The sequence below is a fragment of the Bradyrhizobium manausense genome (assembly GCF_018129685.1).
GTDB classification, from domain to species: domain Bacteria; phylum Pseudomonadota; class Alphaproteobacteria; order Rhizobiales; family Xanthobacteraceae; genus Bradyrhizobium; species Bradyrhizobium manausense_D.
Genome location: NZ_JAFCLG010000034.1, coordinates 12573 through 33830, shown reverse-complemented (window position 1 = coordinate 33830; position 21258 = coordinate 12573). Strand labels below are relative to the sequence as shown.

General features: G+C 63.6%; 14 protein-coding genes. 7 read left to right on the top strand and 7 right to left on the bottom strand.

What is annotated here, in order from left to right:
• Positions 1-151: 151 nt before the first annotated feature.
• The 3 genes from JQ621_RS34060 to JQ621_RS34050 all read right to left on the bottom strand — a co-directional run bounded on the left by JQ621_RS34060 (position 152) and on the right by JQ621_RS34050 (position 4577).
• A complete protein-coding gene (locus JQ621_RS34060) occupies positions 152-1774 on the bottom strand; it encodes an inorganic phosphate transporter (protein WP_212241466.1) in 1623 nt (540 codons plus the stop codon).
• 125 nt (positions 1775-1899) lie between these two features.
• Entirely contained in the window at positions 1900-3342 is a 1443-nt protein-coding gene (locus tag JQ621_RS34055; protein WP_212241465.1) for a UdgX family uracil-DNA binding protein, read from the bottom strand.
• A complete protein-coding gene (locus JQ621_RS34050) occupies positions 3342-4577 on the bottom strand; it encodes a putative DNA modification/repair radical SAM protein (protein WP_212241463.1) in 1236 nt (411 codons plus the stop codon). The genes JQ621_RS34055 and JQ621_RS34050 overlap by 1 nt, the downstream gene beginning before the upstream one ends.
• A gap of 161 nt (positions 4578-4738) precedes the next feature.
• Here JQ621_RS34050 and JQ621_RS34045 point away from each other — a divergent pair, with 161 nt between their 5' ends.
• From JQ621_RS34045 to JQ621_RS34035, 3 genes are read left to right on the top strand one after another with little or no spacing between them, the layout of a single operon-like run.
• Positions 4739-5518 (top strand): ImuA family protein, encoded by a 780-nt coding sequence (locus tag JQ621_RS34045; RefSeq protein ID WP_212241461.1) that lies wholly within the window; start codon positions 4739-4741, stop codon positions 5516-5518.
• Positions 5421-7007, top strand: coding sequence for a Y-family DNA polymerase (locus JQ621_RS34040; RefSeq protein ID WP_212241459.1), 1587 nt, complete (start codon positions 5421-5423; stop codon positions 7005-7007). The genes JQ621_RS34045 and JQ621_RS34040 overlap by 98 nt, the downstream gene beginning before the upstream one ends.
• Positions 7004-10456, top strand: a complete 3453-nt coding sequence (locus tag JQ621_RS34035) for an error-prone DNA polymerase (protein WP_212241457.1) — start codon at positions 7004-7006, stop codon at positions 10454-10456. The genes JQ621_RS34040 and JQ621_RS34035 overlap by 4 nt, the downstream gene beginning before the upstream one ends.
• Before the next feature lie 157 nt (positions 10457-10613).
• On the opposite strand, the gene JQ621_RS34030 is transcribed toward JQ621_RS34035, so the two are convergent.
• Positions 10614-11384 carry an SDR family NAD(P)-dependent oxidoreductase gene (locus tag JQ621_RS34030; RefSeq protein ID WP_212241456.1) on the bottom strand — a complete coding sequence of 257 codons (771 nt, stop codon included), beginning with the start codon at positions 11382-11384 and terminating at the stop codon, positions 10614-10616.
• 183 nt (positions 11385-11567) lie between these two features.
• The gene (locus JQ621_RS34025; RefSeq protein WP_212241468.1) at positions 11568-11855 is read right to left on the bottom strand and encodes a hypothetical protein; all 288 of its coding nucleotides are present in this window, start codon (positions 11853-11855) and stop codon (positions 11568-11570) included.
• Between the two features lie 129 nt (positions 11856-11984).
• Here JQ621_RS34025 and JQ621_RS34020 point away from each other — a divergent pair, with 129 nt between their 5' ends.
• The 3 genes from JQ621_RS34020 (at position 11985) to JQ621_RS34010 (ending at position 17922) form a co-directional block, all read left to right on the top strand.
• Entirely contained in the window at positions 11985-13385 is a 1401-nt protein-coding gene (locus tag JQ621_RS34020) for a CoA transferase (protein ID WP_212241455.1), read from the top strand.
• Positions 13386-13530: 145 nt separating this feature from the next.
• Entirely contained in the window at positions 13531-14775 is a 1245-nt protein-coding gene (locus tag JQ621_RS34015) for an efflux RND transporter periplasmic adaptor subunit (protein WP_212241454.1), read from the top strand.
• 30 nt (positions 14776-14805) lie between these two features.
• A complete protein-coding gene (locus tag JQ621_RS34010) occupies positions 14806-17922 on the top strand; it encodes an efflux RND transporter permease subunit (RefSeq protein ID WP_212241453.1) in 3117 nt (1038 codons plus the stop codon).
• A gap of 6 nt (positions 17923-17928) precedes the next feature.
• Here JQ621_RS34010 and JQ621_RS34005 read toward each other — a convergent pair whose 3' ends face one another.
• Entirely contained in the window at positions 17929-18840 is a 912-nt protein-coding gene (locus tag JQ621_RS34005; protein ID WP_212241452.1) for an amidohydrolase family protein, read from the bottom strand.
• Positions 18841-18880: 40 nt separating this feature from the next.
• Entirely contained in the window at positions 18881-19438 is a 558-nt protein-coding gene (locus tag JQ621_RS34000) for a P-loop NTPase family protein (RefSeq protein ID WP_212241451.1), read from the bottom strand.
• Between the two features lie 76 nt (positions 19439-19514).
• Here JQ621_RS34000 and JQ621_RS33995 point away from each other — a divergent pair, with 76 nt between their 5' ends.
• Complete coding sequence (locus tag JQ621_RS33995; protein WP_212241450.1) at positions 19515-21257, top strand: COG3904 family protein; 1743 nt, start codon at positions 19515-19517, stop codon at positions 21255-21257.
• Position 21258 lies beyond the last annotated feature (1 nt).

The window sequence follows — 21258 nt, the reverse complement described above, 5'->3', positions numbered from 1 at the left end:
CGACAAGCGCGCAGACATCTTCCTGTCTGCAATCCTGTTGGCAGCCGCAGTCTCATGGTGGACTAATTGAGTCCGGACCCTAGAGCGAAAGACAAATGAAAAGGGCCCGTGCATCGCACGGGCCCTTTTTGTCGGTGTGCCGGGTCGCGGCTCAGAACACGTGCGAGAACAGGTAATACAGCACGCCCGAGATGATCATCGCGGCCGGCAAAGTCAGCACCCAGGCCATGGCGATGTTGCGGATCGTCGCCCATTGCAGGCCCGAGCCGTTGGCGGCCATGGTGCCTGCGATACCTGACGACAGCACGTGGGTGGTCGAGACCGGCAGGCCGTAGACGTCTGCGGCGGCGATGGTGGCGGCCGCAGTGATCTCGGCGCAGGCGCCCTGCGCGTAGGTCAGGTGCGTCTTGCCGATCTTCTCGCCGACGGTGACGACGATGCGCTTCCAGCCGACCATGGTGCCGAGGCCAAGCGCGATGGCGACCACGATCTTCACCCAGCCGGGGATGAACTTCGTGGCGCTGTCGAGCGAGCCCTTGTAGGCGTTGAGCACGGTGACGTCGGCGGCGCTGAGTTCGGCTTCCTTGTCCTTCATCAGGAAGCGCAGTGCTTCCGATGCGAGGTACATGTCGTTGCGGGTGTTGCCGACGAGGTCGGCCGGTACCTTCGCGAGCGAGCCGTAGGTAGTCACCTGCTTGGCGATGTCCCGCACCAGAACTGCAAGCGACGGGAACGTGCCGCCATTGACCTCGTGCTGGGCGACATAGTTGGTCACGGCCGGGCGCGGATTGCCGATCACGTTGTAGCCGGCGGCCTTGCTTTCGATGATCTTGCTGGCAGCCTCCGAGTTCTGGCTGAACAGAGTGATCTGGCTCTCCGGCAGTGCGCGGTTGAGCGCGTAGGCCGTCGGCACGGTACCGATCAGGATCAGCATGATCAGGCCCATGCCCTTCTGACCGTCATTGGAGCCGTGGAAGAAACTCACAAGGGTGCAGGTGAGGATCAGGATGCCGCGGATCCACCACGGCGGCGGCTGGTCGCCCTTCGGCTCGCCGAACAGGGCGGGCGTTGCGCGCAGCAGCACGGTGCGCAGGATCAGCAGCAGGCCGGCGGCAAGCGCGAAGCCGAACAGCGGCGACAGCAGCAGCGCCTTGCCGATGTTGGTGGCCTGGGTCCAGTCGACACCGGTGGTGCCGCTGCGACCATGCAGGACCGCGTTCATGATGCCGACACCCATGATCGAGCCGATCAGGGTATGCGAGCTCGAGGCCGGCAGGCCGAAATACCAGGTGCCGACGTTCCAGATGATGGCGGCAATCAGCAGCGCGAACACCATTGCGAAGCCGGCGCTGGAGCCGACCTGGAGGATCAACTCGACCGGCAACAGCGAGACGATGCCGAACGCGACCGCGCCGGAGGACAGCAGCACGCCGAACAGGTTGAACATGCCGGACCACACCACGGCGATGTGGGCGGGCAGCGAGCGGGTGTAGATCACGGTCGCGACAGCGTTGGCGGTGTCGTGGAAACCGTTCACGAACTCGAAGCCGAGCGCGATCAGAAGCGCGACGAAGAGCAGGAGGAAGGGGGCGAAAGTCTTGATCTGCGCGCCTGATGCATCGACGTCGACCCAGATGCTGTAGGCAACGAAGAGCAGTGCGGCGGCGATCACCCCCATGTAGATCACGCCGGTGAGCGGATGGAATCCGCGATTGAGGTCTGGCCCCTTACTCAAGGCCGGCTCGATCGAGCCTGGCAAAGCAACGTCACTCATGGAAATTCTCCTGGTCCTAAGGTCCAGAAGTTTGCGCGCTGTATGTGACAGGCAGTTGAAATGGTCGGCAGGCAGTTGAAATGATGGAGCTTATCCAAGGTTTGTTGCCGTTTGTGTCAGCCCTCTCAGGCGGCGCGCGGGGCCTTTCGCTGCATCGCGGCGGCGATCTTCAGGTCTTCGACAAAGCGCAGATATTCCAGCGCCTTCGCCTCGGGATCGGGTAGCCGCAACAGATAGGACGGGTGCACCGTCACCAGAGCCTTGCGTCCGTCGGGCAGGTCCATGAGCCGGCCGCGGGTCTTGCCCACAGGCGTGATCTTGCCAAACACGCTTTGCGCTGCGGTCGCGCCCATCGCCACGATGAGCGCGGGCTGGATTGCCGAAACTTCCCGCTCGTACCACTGCCGGCACGCTTTGATCTCCGGCGTCGCCGGTTTCTGATGCAGGCGGATTTTTCCGCGCGGCACGAATTTGAAGTGCTTTACGGCGTTGGTGACATAGACCTTCCTGCGATCGACGCCGGCTTCCGCCAGCGCGCGGTCGAGCATCTGGCCGGCCGGACCGACGAAGGGATGGCCGGCGAGGTCTTCCTTGTCGCCGGGCTGCTCGCCGACCAGCATGATGGTGGCGTCCTTCGGGCCTTCGCCGAATACGGTTTGCGTCGCGTCCTTGTACAGCGGGCAGGCGCGGCAATGGGCGGCCTCCTCGCGGAGCGCGTCGAGATCGTTGGTCGCGGGTTTGCGTTTCATCAGAGCCTCCGGCCGCTTTTGAGGCTTGTGCGGATCGGTTGCGGCGTTGGCGATCATGGCGCCGGTCATGCGCTCGGCGTCCTCGATCAACGGTTTAATGATCGAGGCCTCCGGCAGGTTCCTCCAGTATTTCTTCGGCATCTCCGTCTGCATCGCCTTCACCTTCAACCGCGCCGGGTTGAAGATGCTGGCGTAATAGCTCCGCCAGGTTTCCTCCAGCCGGTCTTCGCCCGGAGCCTCGCTCTTGCTCACGCCTGGTGTGAACGAGAGCGCGTGGCCGTCCCAATGCGCGCAGAGATCCGGCGTCAGGATCGACCAGGGCATGTCGGCAAAGCGCTTTGCGAAGAACGGTGCGGCGAGCTCGACGATGTGATGCTCCGGCTCGAACCAGGCGACGTAGTGCGCGGCGCGCTCGCGGCCGATCTCGCGAAAGCGCACGAAGGCGTGCATCTTGTGCTCGTCGCGATGAACCGCGCGTGCCATCGCCGTGACTTGCCCAACATCGGGGTCGGTCGCGACCTCGATGAGGTCGTGATTGTCCCTCAATCGCCAGAGCAGGCGATAGAGGATCGCAAAGCGCTCGCCGTTCCGATGCAGAATTGCCGATTTCGCGAGGTCGACGAATTTGCCCGATACGCTGAAGGTGGCCTCGTTTGCCTCGAGGATCGGCGACGGGGCGGGCGGTGCGAACAGATCGGCTTCGCCGCCTTGCACAGTCCAGGTCACGTCGGTGGGCTGCACATGGCCAAGCACGAGCGTGCGTGCGGCCGTGCGCCAGCCATGGAAATCGGTTTCGGTGTCGAGGGTGATGTACTGCATCAGAAGCCAAACCCCAATTGTGTTGCTTTCGGCCTGAATCGCTCGATCAGCCCGGCGGCATCGAGACGATGTGGCGAGGGACGGTGATCGCTGAGGATGATGAACGGCAGCGCCTTGTGCTTGGGCACGTGCAGCCGCGCCAGATCGGAGAGGCGGATCGTGGTGGCGCGCCGCGTCGCGATGATGCGCTCGACCGCTTTGGTGCCGAAGCCCGGCACGCGCAGCAGCTCCTCGCGGCTGGCGCGGTTGATGTCGAGCGGAAAGCGGTCGCGATGGCGGAGCGCCCAGGCGAGTTTCGGGTCGATGTCGAGCGGCAGCATCGCGCTGTCGTCGACGATCTCGCCGACATCGAAGCCGTAGAACCGCATCAGCCAGTCGGCCTGATAGAGCCGGTGCTCGCGCAGCAGCGGCGGCTGGACCAGAGGCAGCGCGCGGCTGGCATCGGGGATCGGGCTGAAGGCGGAGTAATAGACGCGCCGCAGCCGGTATGACCCGTAGAGATTGGCGCTGGTATGGAGGATGGTGTGATCGTTGGCGCTGTCGGCGCCGATGATCATCTGGGTGCTTTGACCGGCCGGCGCAAAACGTTGCGGCTTCGTCTTCGTCTTTGCGCTGCTGATATCCTCGGCTTCGTCCAGCTTCAGCCGCAGCCGGCCCATGGTGCGGCGGATCGCGCGCACATCCTTCTCGGGTGCGAATTGCTGCAGGCTTGTCTCCTCGGGCATCTCGATGTTGATGGAGAGACGATCGGCATATTTGCCGGCTTCCGCGATCAGCGCGTCGTCGGCTTCCGGAATGGTCTTGAGATGGATGTAACCGCGGAAGTGATGTTCCTCGCGCAGCTTTCGCGCGACGCTCACCACCTGCTCCATCGTGTAATCGGGGCTGCGGATGATGCCGGAAGAGAGGAACAGCCCCTCGATGTAATTGCGTCGGTAGAAGTCCAGTGTCAGCTTGACCACCTCGTCGACGGTGAAGCGGGCGCGCGGCACGTTCGATGAGGCGCGGTTGACGCAATAGAGGCAGTCGTAATTGCAGGCGTTGGTCAGCAGCACCTTGAGCAGCGAGATGCAGCGCCCGTCCGGCGCGTAGGAATGGCAGATGCCCATGCCGGGCGCGGTCGAGCCCATGCCCTTGCCGTCGCTGGAATCCCGTTTCTCGGTGCCGCTGGAGGCGCAGGAGGCGTCGTACTTGGCGGCGTCCGCCAGGATCTCCAGCTTGCGTTGTACGTCCATTATTGAATCCCTTTGATTCCACTCATGAATCCGAAAGGACGCCAATTCGATTGACTCTTCGGATGCCGTTAGCTTTATATTAGAACATATCATGAACAAATGAGCTAGCCGCTGGTTCTTCTTTTGAAAGCCACGGCGTCAATTTCTGAGGAGCGGCGAGCATGAGCGCACGCATGAGCGCGCTTGCGACCTTGCGCAGCCAGATCGAACGGATCGAGACGGCGGAGGTCGTGCATCATCAGGGCCGCATCGCGCTCGGCCATAGCGAGGTCGATCGCGCCTTGAAGGGCGGGCTCGCGCGCGCGGCAATCCACGAGGTGTTTTGCGCCGGGTCTCAGGGGGCGGCCGCGACCGGCTTTGTCACCGGGCTTGCGGGCCGCGTGACGGCGCAGCGGCCGCTGCTGTGGGTGCGGCAGGATTTCTCGGAACGCGAGACCGGCGCGTTGTCGATGAGCGGGCTCGCCGAGCTCGGTCTCGATCCGCGCCTGATGGTGATGGTGCGCGCCACTGACGTGGAGAGTGCGTTGCGTACCTCGGCCGATGCGCTCGCCTGCGATGCGCTCGGCGCCGTCGTGCTGGAGCTCTGGGGCGAGACTCGCCAGTTCGATCTGGTGGCGAGCCGCAAGCTGACGCTGGCGGCGCAATCATCCGGCGTCACCGGCCTCTTGCTGCGGATGGCCGCGCAGCCGCTGCCTTCGACGGCGGAAACACGATGGATGCTGCGCGCGGCGCATTCGCCACCGGGTTCAGCATGGGACGCCTGGGGCGCACCGCGCTTCGATGTCGAGCTTTTGCGTAATCGTCATGGCCCGTGCGGCCGGTGGATCATGGAATGGAAATGTGATGAGTGCCAGTTCAGTGAACCGTCGGCGTATCCTCAGCCTGTGGCTGCCGCGCCTGCCTATCGACCGGATCCAGCGGTTTTTCAGCGCGCTGGTTAAAACCAATGAGCCCGGCATTGTTGTCATCAAGGACAACAATGCGCTGGTGATCCATGCGCTGGACGAGGCCGCCGAGCGCCTCGGTCTGCATATCGGCCAACCGCTCGCGAATGCCCGGGCAATGTGTCCGGATTTGAAAGTGTTCGACGCCGATGTCGTGGCCGACGCGAAGACGCTCAGCGACATCGCCGATTGGTGCGACCGCTTCACGCCGCTGGTGGCGCTCGATCCGCCGCACGGGCTGTTTCTCGACATCACCGGCTGCGCGCATCTGTTTGGTGGCGAAGCCGCGCTGTTGCGGACGCTGGTTCTCGCGCTGGGACGCCAGGGCTTTGCCGTCAGCGCGGCGATTGCCGGCACCTCGGTCTGCGCGCGCACGCTGACGCGGCAGGCCACGGGCATCATCGTTGCCGATGGCGAGGAGGCGGCGGCGATCGACCGGTTTCCGGTGTCCGCGCTCGGTGCGGACGAAACGATTACCACCGGCCTGCGCCGCGCCGGGCTGAAAACCATCGGCGATGTCGCCTCGCGTGCGCCGAGTGAAATCACGGCGCGGTTCGGCGCGCGGTTCTCCACGCTGCTCGCACATGCGCTGGGGCAGGGCGATGCGCCGATCAGTCCGCGCAAGCCGCTACCCGACTACATCGTCGAAAAACGCTTCGCCGAGCCGATCGCGACCGACACCATGATCGCGATGACGCTGTCACGGCTGGCCGATACCTTGATCGCCTCCATGGAGAAGCAGGGCAAGGGCGCGCGCCGGCTGGAAGCCGCGTTCTTCCGCACCGACGGCGTGGTCCGCGCCATCATGGTCGAGACCGGGCGACCGGTCACGCAAAGCAAGGTCATCGACCGGTTGTTCCGCGAGCGTCTCGATGCGCTTGCCGACCCCCTCGATCCCGGCTTTGGTTTCGACGTGGTGCGGCTGTCGGCGAGCCGGACCGAGATCGTGGTGCAGGAACAGCGCGATCTCGATGCCCATGTCCACGACAATGACGAGCTCGCTGCGCTGATCGACCGCATCGCCGCGCGGATCGGCGGAAAACGCGTCGTCGTGCACCTGCCGCAGGACACGCATATCCCCGAGCAGGCGGTGCTGGCTGTGCCCGCGCAGCATCATCTCGCCGTGGCCATGCAGGCCGAATGGCCGGCGCGCGTAGAGAGCGAGCCGCCGCTGCGTCCCTTGAGGCTGTTCGACAAGCCGGAGCCGGTCACCGTGCCGTTCGCGACCGTGCCTGACGGCCCGCCGCATCAATTCACCTGGCGCCGCGCAAAACATGCGGTGGTGCGTGTGGAAGGACCCGAGCGCATCGCGATGGAATGGTGGCGGCAGGACGGCAAGCAGCTGACGCGGGATTATTTCCGGATCGAGGATGCCGAAGGCCTGCGCTTCTGGATTTTTCGCGACGGTCTTTACGAGGGAGAGGTATTCGACGCCGACGGCAAGTCCGCTCCGCCCCGCTGGTATGTGCACGGTCTCTTCGCATGATTACGCCTGCTTATGCCGAGATCGGGATCACCACCAATTTCTCCTTCCTGCGCGGCGGCTCGGATCCGCGCGCCTATGTGCATCAGGCCAGCAAGCTCGGCATTCCCGTGATCGGGATTGCCGATCATAACACGCTGGCCGGCGTGGTGCGGGCCTGGAAGGAGCTCGACAATGACAAGGTGCTGCACAAACCAAAGCTGCTGGTCGGCGCGCGCATCGTCTTCATCGACGGCACGCCCGACATTTTCGTCTATCCGCGCGACCGTGCCGCCTATGGCCGGCTGTGCCAGCTTCTGACCAAGGGAAAACGTGGCGACGACATCACGCGGATCGAGAAAGGTGAGTGCCGTCTCAACTTCACCGATCTTCTTGAGTTTGCGGAAGGTCAGCTCCTGATCCTGACATTGCCGCATCGGTTCGACCCGGCGCAGGCGCTGGAGGTGCTTGCAAAGCTGAAAGCAAGCCGCGCCGAAGGCGTCTGGCTGGCGGCGAGCCTGGTGTATCGGGGCGACGACCGCCGTCGCCTGGCGCGGCTCGACGATCTCGCCGCCAAAGCAAGAGTGCCGCTGCTTGCGACCAACGAGGTGCTCTACCACGATCCCGGCCGCCGTCCGCTTCAGGACGTGCTCACCTGTATCCGGGAAAAGACCACGATCGAGGCGGTCGGACGCAAGCTGGAAGCCAATGCCGAACGCTTTCTGAAGACGCCGCGAGAAATGTCCCGGCTGTTTCGCGATGTCCCCGAAGCGATCGCGCAGACCATGCGCTTTGCGGGAATGATCGAGTTCTCACTCGACCAGCTCAGATATCAATATCCTGATGAGCCGGTGCCGCCGGGCAAGACCGCGCAGGGACATCTGGAGGATCTGACCTGGGCGGGCGTCCAAAAATATTTCGGCGGCAAGATCGACGACAAGCTGCGCGCCACGCTCAAGAAAGAGCTCGCGCTGATATCCGAGCTGAATTACGCGCATTACTTCCTCACCGTGCATGACATCGTCCATTACGCGCGCAGCCAGAACATCCTGTGCCAGGGGCGCGGATCGGCGGCGAATTCGGCCGTCTGCTACGTGCTCGGCATCACCTCGGTCGATCCGACCAAGGTTGATCTCCTGTTCGAGCGTTTCATCTCCAAGGAGCGGCTGGAGCCGCCTGACATCGACGTCGATTTCGAACATTCGCGGCGCGAGGAGGTGATGCAATATGTCTATCGCCGCTACGGCCGCCACCGCGCCGCTATCATCGCCACCATCATCCATTATCGTCCGCGCAGCGCCATCCGCGATGTCGGCAAGGCGCTTGGCCTGACCGAGGACGTCACCGCCGCGCTCGCCGATACCGTCTGGGGCAGCTGGGGCAAGGGCCTCAATGACATGCAGGTGAGGCAGGCCGGGCTCGATCCCCAAAATCCCATGATCAACCTTGCGGTCGAGCTTGCGACCGAATTGATCGAATTCCCGCGCCATCTCTCCCAGCATGTCGGCGGCTATGTGCTGACGCAGGACCGGCTCGACACCTATGTGCCGATCGGCAATGCCGCGATGGACGACCGCACCTTCATCGAATGGGACAAGGACGATGTCGACGCGCTCAACATGATGAAGGTCGACGTGCTCGCGCTCGGCATGCTGACCTGCATCCGGAAATGCTTCGATCTGATCGACCAGCACAAGGGCGAGCGTCTTGTGCTGGCGAGCGTTCCGCAGGACGATCCCAGGGTGTACGACATGCTGTGTGCCGGGGAGTCGCTCGGCGTTTTCCAGGTCGAAAGCCGCGCGCAGATGAACATGTTGCCGCGCCTGAAACCGCGCACCTTCTACGATCTCGTCATCGAAGTTGCGATCGTGAGGCCGGGGCCAATCCAGGGCGACATGGTGCATCCCTATCTGCGCCGGCGGAACGGCCTGGAGAAGGTGACCTATCCCTCGCCGTCGCCGGACCATGGTCCAGCGGACGAGCTCTACAAGGTGCTGCACAAGACCAAGGGTGTGCCCCTGTTCCAGGAGCAGGCGATGCGCATCGCGATCGAGGCTGCAAAATTCACCCCCGAGGAGGCCAACGGCCTGCGCCGCTCGATGGCGACCTTCCGCAATGTCGGCACCATCGGCCAATACGAGGAGAAGCTGATCGGCAACATGGTCGCGCGCGGCTACGATGCCAATTTCGCCAGAAGCTGCTTCGACCAGATCAAGGGCTTTGGCTCCTATGGCTTCCCGGAGAGCCATGCCGCGAGCTTTGCACAGCTCGTCTACATCTCGTCATGGCTGAAGCATCACCATCCCGACGCCTTCTGCTGCGGCCTGCTGAACTCGCAGCCGATGGGCTTTTACGCACCGGCACAGATCGTCGGCGACGCCCGCAAGAACGGTGTCGAGGTGCGCGAGATCGATGTCTCCTACAGTTTTGCGCAGAACACGCTGGAAAATACCGACGACAAATATTGTGCCGTGCGTCTCGGCTTCCGCCAGATCGACGGCTTTCACTGGCTCGATCCGGACGAGGAACGTCTAAAACGCTCTCAGTTGTCATTCCGGGGCGCGCGCAGCGCGAGCCCGGAATCCATCGGGCCACATACGCCTGGCAGAATGGATTCCGGGCGCGACGCTAACGCGTCGCCCCGGAATGACAAAAAAGAAGACTGGGCCGACCGCATCGTCGCCGCGCGCAACCGCCGGCCTTTCACCTCGCTCGAGGACTTCGCCCGCGACACCGGGCTGCCCAAGCGCGCGCTGATCCTGCTGGCGGATGCCGATGCATTCCGCTCGCTCGGGCTCGATCGCCGCGAGGCGCTGTGGCAGGTGCGGCGGCTGCCCGACGATGTGGCGCTGCCGCTGTTCGAATCAGCCACCGCGCGCGAGCAGCCGGACGAGCAGGCCAAGCCCTTGCCGGTGATGCCGCGCCCCGAACAGGTGGTCGCGGACTACCAGACCATCCGGCTGTCGCTCAAAGGCCACCCGATGGAATTTTTGCGCGAGATGTTTTCGCGCGAACGGATCGTCGCCTGCAAGGAGATCTGCCATGACAACGAGCGGCGCCGCGTCCGCTGCGCCGGCGTGGTGCTGGTGCGGCAGCGGCCGGGCAGCGCCAGCGGCGTCGTGTTCATGACGCTGGAGGACGAAACCGGCATCGCCAATGTCGTGGTGTGGCCCAAGGTCATGGAGCAGTACCGCAAGGAGGTGATGGGTGCCCGCCTGATCGAGGTTCAGGGCTATATTCAGAGCAGCCCCGAGAAGGTGACGCATCTGATCGCGCAGCGGATGATCGACCGCTCGCACGATCTGGTCGGACTCGCCAATGATGCCCTGAGCCGCAAGCCTCCGCTGCCGGCAGGTGCCACATTGGTCGAGCCGCTCAACGACGACCGCCGCGACCACGCCGACATGCCGGCGCAAAAAATCCGCCACCCCCGCAACGTCCGCATCCTGCCGCCCTCTCGGGATTTTCATTGAGATGAGGGACGGGATGCCGCCACACGCTCAGCTGCCGTAGGGTGGGCAAAGGCGCGTAAGCGCCGTGCCCACCGTCTTGGATCTCGTCGCGAAAGTGGTGGGCACGCTTCGCTTTGCCCACCCTACGATGTCTCGGATGAGGATGCCGCTCTGCCCCTCAAAAATTCACCCGGTTCGAGATCGCGCCGTCCACGACGAGATTGGAGCCGGTGGTGAAACCTGACACCGGGCTGGCCAGAAACACCGCGGCGTTCGCGATCTCCTGCGGGGTGGCCATGCGCCCCGTCGGGTTGCGCTTCATCGCGTCGTTGTAGCGCTCCGGCATGTTCTGCTCGATCATGTTCCAGACGCCGCCCTTGAAATAGACCGTGCCGGGCGACACCACATTCACGCGGATCTTCTTCTTGGCATATTGCCGCGCCAGTCCCTTGGCCATGTGGATCAGCGCCGCCTTGATCGGGCCATAGGAGCTGGCGAGATCGGCCTGCGCCGCCGAGATCGAGGAGATGATGACGAAGGCGGCATCGCCGCTTCTCTCGCCGCTGGCTTCCAGGAACGGCCGCGCCGCGTCGAAAGCATGCACGGCGCCGAGCACGTCGAGCCGGAAATTCTGCTCCCATGATGCGGGATCATGGCCTTGCGCCATCGCGCCGGCATTGGCGAACAGCAGGTCGATGCCGCCAAGCTCCTTGGCCGCGCCCTCGACCCATGCCTTCAGCGCCGCACCGTCGGTGACGTCGACCGTGCCGCCGGTCGCGCTGATTCCGCTCGCTTTCAGCTCGGCAACGGTGGCTGCAACCTGCTCGGCGTTGCGCGCGCACACCGCGACATTGCCGCCTTCAGCAGCCAGCGTCGCCGCAATCGCCCGCCCGATGCCGCGCGTGCCGCCGAGCACGACGGCGTTCTTTCCCTTGAGACCGAGATCCATTGTTGGTTTTCCTTGTTGCTTGTTCGCTCTCCAACGTCGTCCTGGCGAATGCCAGGACCCATTACCACAAATCCCTGTAGTTATGCGACGTCGTCGCCAGAGCGCATTCTAACAACATTCGACCGGGGGAATGGGTCCTGGCTTTCGCCAGGACGACACCGAGTGTGTGAGTGATAGCGAGGCTCACTCCGGCGCGGCCCCCACCGGCGGGCCGCCGGGCGGACGATGCAGGAAGGTCAGCGATGCATAGGCGCCGACCCAGGAGCCGATCGCGGCGAACGCCACATAGACGGCGTTTTCGGTGTAGCTGATCACGGCATAGGACGAGAGCAGATACCAGATCGCGCTCCAGCTCGCGGCCGGAACGCGCTTGCGTGCGACCACGGCGGAGGTGAACATCACATAGACTGCGTCGGTGGCCGCGGTCGCGACGAACACGGCGCCTGCGGTGAGGGGATCGATGGCGGCCATTGCATTCCTTTCTGCGGTCATGACATGGTCGCGAAAGTTACAGCATGATCCGGAAGAGTGTGCAGCGGTTTTCCGAAAGATCAGGCTTGGGCGACAAATCAGGCTTGGGCGACAAGGAGGGAAGCGGTCATGCAAAGCCCCGCCGATATTCTCAGCGACCTCTGGACCTCAGCCGGTGGCGATGCGGCAGCGCTCGAACGCGTGCATTTGACCGGCGAGGAGCCGCAGATCCCGTCCTCGTTCCGCGTCGCCGTCGCCGGGCAGACGACCATCGCGGCCGCAGGCCTTGCCGCTGCCGAGATCTGGCGGCTGCGCGGTGGCGAGCCGCAGGACGTGACCGTCGACATGCGCCACGCCGTCGTCGAATGCCGCTCCGAGCGTTATCTGCGCCTCGACGACAAGCCGCCGCCGCCGGCCTGGGACGCCATCGCCGGCGTCTACAAGACCGGCGATAACAGCTTCGTCCGCTGCCACACCAATTTCCCGCATCACCGCGACGCCGTCTGCAAGTTGCTCTCTTGCGTGCCCGAGCGCGGATCCGTGCAGGCCGCGCTGATGCAATGGAAGGGCGAGGATTTCGAAACCGCGGCCTACGCGGCCGGCGGTGTCGTCGCGCTGATGCGCTCCTGCGACGAATGGTCGGCGCTACCCCAGGCGCGCGCGCTCGCCGAGCTGCCGCTGGTCTCGATCGAAAAGATCGGCGATGCCCCGCCTAAACAATGGCCGCAAGGCGATCGTCCGCTCGCAGGACTGCGCGTGCTTGATCTCTCCCGCGTCATCGCAGGTCCGGTGGCCGGCCGTACGCTGGCTGCGCACGGCGCGGATGTGCTGTTGGTCTCGGGGGCCGGTCTGCCGGCCATTCCCTGGCTCACCATCGACACCGGCCGAGGCAAGCTCACCACCTTCATCGAGCTGAAGAGCGAGGCGGGCAGGGCGCAGCTGCGCGAGCTGCTCAAGGACGCGGATATCTTCTCGCAGGGCTATCGCCCGCATGCGCTCGCGGCCCTCGGCTTTTCGCCTGATGAGGCTGCGCAGATCAATCCCGGCATCGTCTACGTCACCCTGTCGGCCTATGGCCATGCCGGCCCCTGGGCCGGGCGTCGCGGATTCGATTCGCTGGTGCAGACCACGACCGGCTTCAACCATGCGGAAGGCAAGGCCGCCGGCATCGATGGTCCGAAGGAATTGCCGGCGCAGATGCTCGACCACGCCACCGGCTACCTGATGGCGTTCGGCGCGATGATGGCCAGGGCGCGCCAGGCCCGTGAGGGCGGCAGCTGGCACGTGCGCGTGTCGCTGGCGCAGACCGGACGCTGGCTGTGGAATCTCGGCCGGCTCGAAGGCGGCTTGAACACCAGGGACCTTGCGGGCGAGACGATACATCCCGTGTTCATGGAGACCGTGCAATCTGGCTTCGGCACGTTGACGGCCGTGCGCCATGCCGCCGTGCTGTCGAAAACGCCGGCGCATTGGAGCCGTCCGGCGATGCCGCTCGGCAGCCATCCGCCGCAATGGCCGTCGCGAAGCTGACTTGAGGCTGACATGTCGCAAAATTTTAACGCAAACCGAAGGACGCCCGGCGTTTTTTAGGTTGTTTGAAATCTCAAATCGGCACTATTAGCGCGACCGATGAGGCAGTCGTCTGCCGAGATCGTCGCAGACATGACCGGGCCCCATGGCAGCTGAAAATACCAAGCGATTGCAGGTGCTTACAAAGCGACGGGTGATTGCATCCGTAGTTTTACTGGCGCTTGCTTCGGCCGGCGCCTACGGCTTCCTGTTTGCCGGTGCCAAGGACAAGAGGCCTTCGGAAGTCTCGAGCCAGTCGCGCAAGAACGCCCAGAATTTTACGCCGACGCCGTCCGAATGGGCGACGCTGACGATCGAACCGGTCAACACCAAGAGCTTCCGCGCGGAATACGTCACCGAGGGGAAGGTCGCCGTCGATGAAGACCACTCGACGCCGGTGTTTTCGCCCTATGCTGGCCGGGTGACCAAACTGCTCGCCAAGCCGGGCGACAGCGTAACCCAGGGTCAACCGCTGTTCAAAATCGAGGCCGCCGATACCGTCCAGGCCCAGAACGATTTCATCACGGCGATGACGGCGCAGAACAAGGCCAAGTCGGCGCTCGAGCTTGCCGACATCCAGTACCGGCGCGCCAAGGACCTCTATGAAGGTCGCGCCATCCCGCTCAAGGATTATCAGCAGGCGGAAGCGACCCAGGTCCAGGCGCAGAACGACGTGCGCTCCGCGGTGACGGCGCTGGAGGCTGCGAACAACAAGCTGCACATCCTCGGTTTCACCGACGACGCCATCAAGACTTTCCAGGACAAGGGCGCCATCAATCCTGAAATCACGATCTACGCGCCGCTCTCGGGCACGGTCGTGCAGCGCAAGATCGGCCCGGGGCAGTATGTCAGCGCCGGCGCCAGCGATCCGGTCTTCGTGATCGGCGATCTCTCCACGGTCTGGCTCACCGCCTTCGTGCGCGAAAGCGACGCTGCTCAGGTCAATGTCGGGCAGGACATCAGCGTCAACGTGATGGCGCTGCCGGGCCGTCCCCTGACCGCCAAGATCAATTACGTCGCGGCCGCGATCGATCCCAACACCCGCCGCCTGCTGGTCCGCGCCACCATCGACAACAAGGACGGCCTGCTCAAGCCGGAAATGTTTGCCAATGTCACGATCTATTCGGCCGGCGACCGCGCGGCGCCGGCAGTGCCGAAGCAGGCGCTGATCTACGAAGGCGACCAGGTCCGCATCTGGGTCGCGCGCGAAGACAAGTCGGTCGAGCTCCGCCAGATCAAGATCGGCCTCATCAATGGCAACCTCGTCGAGGTGACCAGCAACCTGAAGCCCGGCGAACAGATCGTGGTCAAAGGCAGTCTGTTCATCGACCGCGCGGCGTCCGGTAGCTGATCGACGACCCAAGAAACTGCGAAAGCCTGAATGGACCGTCTCGTCGCCCTTGCCGTCAACCGGCGCTTCCTGATGGTCGGCATGTTCGTCGCCGTGTTCATCGGCGGCCTGATTGCGTTCAACCAGCTCAACATCGAGGCCTATCCGGATCCGACCCCGCCGATGGTCGACATCGTCACCCAGAGCCCGGGCCTGTCGGCGGAAGAGATCGAGCGCTACATCACGATCCCGATCGAGACCCAGGTCGCGGGCCTGAAGAACCTGACGACCATTCGCACCATTTCGCTCTACGGTCTTTCCGACGTCAAACTGCAATTCTCCTTCGCCTACACCTATGAAGAGGCGTTACAGCAGGTCTTGAATCGCCTGGCGCAACTCTCGCCGCTGCCGGGCAACGTGCAGCCGCAGATTTCTCCGCTGAGCCCGATCGGCGAGATCTTCCGCTATCGCCTGGTCGGCCCGCCGAACTACAGCGTCCTCGACCTCAAGACCATCCAGGACTGGATTCTCCAGCGCCGCTTCCGCGCCGTGCCCGGCGTTATCGATGTCACGGGTTGGGGCGGAAAGAGCAAGACCTATGAGCTCCAGGTCGACAACAACAAGCTGGTCGCCAACGGCCTGACATTGCCGCAGTTGCTCCAGGCGGTCAGCAATTCCAACGTCAATGTCGGCGGCAACACCGTCAATATCGGCCAGCAATCGGCCGTGGTGCGCGGCGTTGGCCTGATCAAGTCGATCGACGACCTCGCCAACACCATGGTGGCCCAGACCAACGGCAATCCGGTGCTGGTGAAAGACGTCGCCGCCGTCACCGTCGAACAGAAGCCGCGACTCGGCATCGCCGGTCTCGACGATTCCGACGACATCGTGCAGGGCATCGTGTTGATGCGTCGCGGCGAACAGAGCACGCCGACCATCAATCGCGTCGAGCAGCTCGTCAATCAGATCAACGGCTCGACCATCCTGCCGCCGGGCGTACGCATCGAGCGCATCTACGACCGCAAGGATCTGATCGACCTCACCACCCACACCGTGCTGCACAACATGGTGGTGGGCATCCTGCTGATCGTGCTGCTGCAGTGGATCTTCCTTGGGGATCTGCGCAGCGCGCTGATCGTCGGCGCCACGATTCCGTTCGCCCTGTTCTTCGCCGTGATCATCCTGGTGCTGCGCGGGGAGTCGGCCAACCTTCTTTCGGTCGGTGCGATCGATTTCGGCCTGATCGTGGATGCCACCGTCATCATGGTCGAGGCGATCTTCCGTCGCTTGACACAGACCACGCCACCGACGGAATCCGAGCAGATGTCGCAAGAGACTCTGTTCGGCATGAAGAGCCACGCCATTCTCAGCGCCGCGGCCGACGTCTCGCGCTCGATCTTCTTTGCCGCCGCCATCATCATCGCGGCCTTCCTGCCGCTGTTCACGCTGTCAGGCGTCGAGGGCAACATCTTCGGACCGATGGCGCGCACCTATGCCTACGCGCTCGCGGGCGGCCTGCTTGCGACCTTTACCGTCACGCCCGCGCTGTCGGCCATCATTCTGCCCGCCCATGTCGAGGAGACCGAGACGAGGGTGATGCAGGTGCTGCACCGGCTGTACATGCCGCTGCTGAACTGGGCCGTCGCCAACCGCGCCATCATACTCGGCGCCGCCGCCGGCCTCGTGGTCATGACGATCGTGTTCGGCCGGTTGCTCGGCCTCGAATTCCTGCCCAAGCTCGAAGAGGGCAATCTCTGGATCCGCGCCACGCTGCCGCCGACCATCTCGCTGCAGGAGGGCAACACCTACGTCAACGAGATGCGCAAGTTGATCCGCGCCAGGCCCGAGGTCGAGTCCGTGGTGTCGCAGCACGGCCGCCCTGACGACGGCACCGACGCCGCCGGTTTCTTCAACGCCGAGTTCTTCGCGCCGCTGAAGCCGGCGAGCGAGTGGCCCGGCACGCATGACAAGGAAGAGCTGACGGCGGAGCTGCTGAAGCAACTCGACGATCACTTTCCCGGTGTCGAGTTCAACTTCTCGCAATATCTCCAGGACAACGTCTCCGAAGCCGTCTCCGGCGTGAAGGGCGAAAACTCCATCAAGCTGTTCGGCAACGATCTTCAGGCGCTGACCGATACCGCCAACAAGATCAAGTCGGTGCTGTCGACGGTGCAGGGCGTCACGGACCTTGCGGTCTTCACCTCCCTTGGGCAGCCGACGGTGCAGATCGACATCGACCGCGCCAAGGCAGCGCGCTATGGGCTTGCGCCCGGCGACATCAACGCCACCATCAAGGTCGCGATCGGCGGCGACACCGCGGGCGATCTCTACGAGCCCGGCAGCGACCGCCACTTCCCGATCATCGTTCGTCTGGCGCCGGAGTACCGCCGCAGCGCCGAGGCGATCCAGAACATCCGGATCGGGGCGCCTGGGCCGAACGGCTCCGTCACGCAGATTCCGCTGAGCGAGGTCGCCAATATCAGCCTGGTCTCGGGTGCGGCCTACATCTATCGCGAGCAGCAGGAACGTTATCTGCCGATCAAGTTCTCGGTGCGCGAGCGCGATCTCGGCAGCGCCATCCGCGAGGCGCAGCAGAAGATCGCCGACCAGGTGCAGCTGCCGCCTGGCTCGCACATGGAATGGGTCGGCGAGTTCGGCAATCTTCAGGACGCAATCCGGCGGTTGTCGATCGTGGTGCCGATCTCGCTGGCGCTCATCGGAATCCTGCTCTGGTTCAATTTCGGCTCGATGACCGACACGCTGCTCGCCATGAGCGTGATCCCGATGGCGATCTTCGGTGGCGTGCTCGGCCTCTTGATCACCGGCACGGCTTTCAGCGTCTCGGCCGCGATCGGCTTCATCGCGCTGTTCGGCATCGCGGTGATGGACGGCATCATCATCCTGTCGCAGTTCAATCAGCTCATCGATGAAGGCATGGACCGCCTGAGCGCGGTGGTCCGTACCGGCGAGTTGCAGCTCCGGCCGGTGCTGATGACCTGCGTCGTCGCCGGCGTCGGCCTGCTGCCGGCCGCGCTGTCGGGCGGCATCGGCTCGCAGGTGCAGAAGCCGCTGGCGGTCGTGGTCGTCACCGGCATGATGCTGGCGCCAATCGTGATCCTCGTCACCCTGCCGGTGCTGATCTCGTTCTTCTCGCGCCGCGCGCGCTGATTGCGTTCAGAACCCGTAAAGTCGAGCCGGATTGTCGACCAGGATCTTCTTGCGAACTTGCGCATCCGGCGCCCATACCGGGAGCTGGTTGAGCAGCCGGCCATCGTCGATCGCGTGGAACGGCGCGATGTCGGTGGCCTTGCGGCCTGCGACTTGCGCCGAATCCGGGTGCGGCCAGTCCGTGCCCCAGACGATACGGTCCGGATTCGCGGCAATGAGCGCACGCGCATAAGGCACGATGTCCTGATAGTCCGGCGCGCGCGAGGACGAGCGATAGGCGCCGGAGATTTTCACATAGGCCTTGCCGGATGTCGCCAGCGCGATGAGGTCGGCAAAGCCGGGCTGCTCTAGCCCGAGCGAGGCCTCGAGCCCGCCAAAGTGGTCGAACACGGCAGGCACGGGTGAAGCCAGCACCAGATCCTTGATCGCCGAGATCATCGCCAGCGTGGTGTAGAGCTGCACATGCCAGCCGCGCGCCTTCATGCGTTCGATGGCAGCCGTGAAGCGGGCGCGGCCGACATCGGGATTATCGACGCCGTCGGTCGCGAGGTTGATGCGGATGCCGCGAAAGCCGTCCGCCTGCATCGCATCGAGCTCGTTCTCTGTCGTCCTGTCGTCGATCACGGCCACCCCGCGCGCGGTGGTGCCGCGCGCCTTGATCCCGAACAGGCTGGAGGAATTGTCGGTGCCGTAAACGCTCGGCGTGACGATCACCACGCGCTCGATATGCAGCGCCTTGTGCAGCGCCGCCATTTCTTCCGGGCTTGCAGGTCCCGGCGTATAGACGCGCCCCGCGAAGAGCGGAAACTTCTCGGTATCGCCGTGGATATGGGTGTGGCAGTCGCAGGCATGCTCCGGCACGTCGAAACTGATCGGCGTCGCGGGCTGTGCTGCGCGCGCGTAAATCTTGTCGGTCATGGGGACTCCGGCGGCAAGGACGGCACCGGACGATATCACATCAGCCGGGCAGTCTTGCCACGTCGCTGTATAGCTGCTCGACCAGCTCCGCAATCGGCCGTGCGCCGTTGACACGGACGACCGGGCAGAGCAGACCAGCGAGCCACGCCTCATGTTTTGCGAGATTGCGGCCTTCGCGGTCACCGGCCTCATAATGTGAGGCCCATTCCACAAACGACTCTGCCTCCTCATGGCGCCAGCCGCCCGGGGCTACAGCATCGGCCCCAAAACGCGCAGCTTCGCGGGAACGCAAGCGCTGCAAACGAAGCTCGCGCGGCGTCGTCACGAACACCACGAGATTGAACAGCGGAGTGAGCTCTTCGCCCCAGCCAGTGACGGACCCGCTCAGCACCCAATCGAGACGCGGCACGAACATGTCATGCATCAGGCGCAGTCGATCCGCGGCCGGGCGCATCGTCTGGTAGGGCGGCGCCGTCGGCAACCAGAAATAATCGTCGCTGTCGTGATGCGGCAGCGCCAGCCGGTCCGCCAGCGCGCGGCCGAGCGTCGTCACGCCGGAGCCCGAAGCTCCCGTCAGATGGACACGGCGGCTCTTCATGTCCAAACAGGCTCCACCCGGAGAAGTTGCAAGACTGCGATCCTACCAAATATAATGAGGTAGGTGGGGGGACGAAATGGCGGAATGGTATTTGTTTGACGGGGTAGACCAGCTCGGACCGCTGGACCGTCGAGATCTCGACGACCGGATCCGGCGTCATTCGAACCCGAGTGCAGTGCGCGTCTGGCGAGACGGCTTTTCGGACTGGAAGACGGTAGAAGAGGCTCTCGATGCAGGTCCGGCAAGCGCTTCGGAGCCGGCTTTGTCTCAACGGCCTCACGATCATTCAGGCGAGGCCAAGAGATGGAATTTCGTTGCGCGGCACTGGCGAGGCGAGTTTCCGCTCGGCATCTCCTATTGGGTCGTCGGCAACCTCAGCAATATTTTTGCTGTGTTCGTGATTGGCTTGGCAACCGCCCTCAATCAGGGATCGTACGATCCATTCCGGCTCTTCCTGTTTTACGTTTTGGTGTGGGCATTCGTCACCGTCCTCGCGATCTGGCAATTGGTCGGCATCTGGCGCTCGGCCCAGCGTCGCCGCGATGAACGCTTAGCGATGGGCAAGCGCGCAGTATGGGCCGGCATTGCCAAACTGGTCGTTTGCCTTGGCGTCCTGAACACCGCCTTCGTGCTGATCCGAACCGGCATTCCGCAGATTTCGGAGGCCACAAGCGTCGCATTTTTTGACGATCCCCGCATACCACCCTATGCGATAAAGCTCCTCAACAATGGTTCGGAAGTCGAGATCTCGGGTGGTATCAAGTTCGGGCTGTCGAATGACTTCGAAAGGATTCTGAATGCGTCGTCCGGCGTGCGCACTGTCCATCTGGATAGTGTGGGCGGCCGAATTGGCGAGGGGAAGAAGCTCAACGCTATGATCAGGGGACGGGGTCTGGACACCTATGTCCAGGCCAGATGCCTGTCTGCTTGCACCCTCGTCTTCGTTGCGGGTCGTCAACGGGTCCTGAAGAAGGGCGCTCAGCTCGGTTTTCATCGTGCTGCATTTGCCGGAGACGACAAGCTGGACGACAGCGCGGAACGCTCCATCTACCGGACAGCCGGAGTGCCGGGGGCTTTCATCGACCGTGCGTTGGCAACCAGCAATGCGAGCATATGGATCCCAACGGAAGCGGAGTTGTTGGCGGCCGGCGTGGTGACCAGGATTTCAAGCGGCGACGAATATGCGGTCGCCGGAATCGAAGGCAAGCTCACACGGGATGGCTGGGACAAGGCATTGCAAAAGTCGGCGCAGTTGTATCAGGTGCTGAAGGCAAAATATCCGGCGACGTATGACGAAGTCCTGGACATCTTTGTCAACGGCGCCTCGAGAGGACTGTCCCAAGCCGAAGTCGTTGGGCAAACGCGGACCAAGATTGGCGACCTGACAAGGAAGTTGCTGCCACTGGCGGATGATGCGGTGCTGATTGATTTTGGACGCCTTGTTCTTGATCAATACACGGCCATTCAGGCGCAAGACAAAGCAGCTTGCTACAAATACGCATCCGGCCAGCCAGATCAAAACGTCATCAAGATGATTCCAGCGCCACTTGCCGAGCGAGAGGTCGACTTGAACGCTCGAATTATCCGGTCGACGCAAGTGCGCGCTGATTCCGTCAACAATGATCGTTCTTGGGAGAAAATTCGCGCTGGGCTTAGTCGCAAGGGATACGCGGGAAGGGATCTCGAAATGCTCACTGGGGAAACGATCGGTGAGGCGGATTATGCTCGCTATTGCGACCTTGCCGTCGCGCTCTACCAGGAGATCACCGCACTCCCGAGCAAGGAAGCGGCTGCCGTGCTTCGTGAATTCCTGTCGTGAA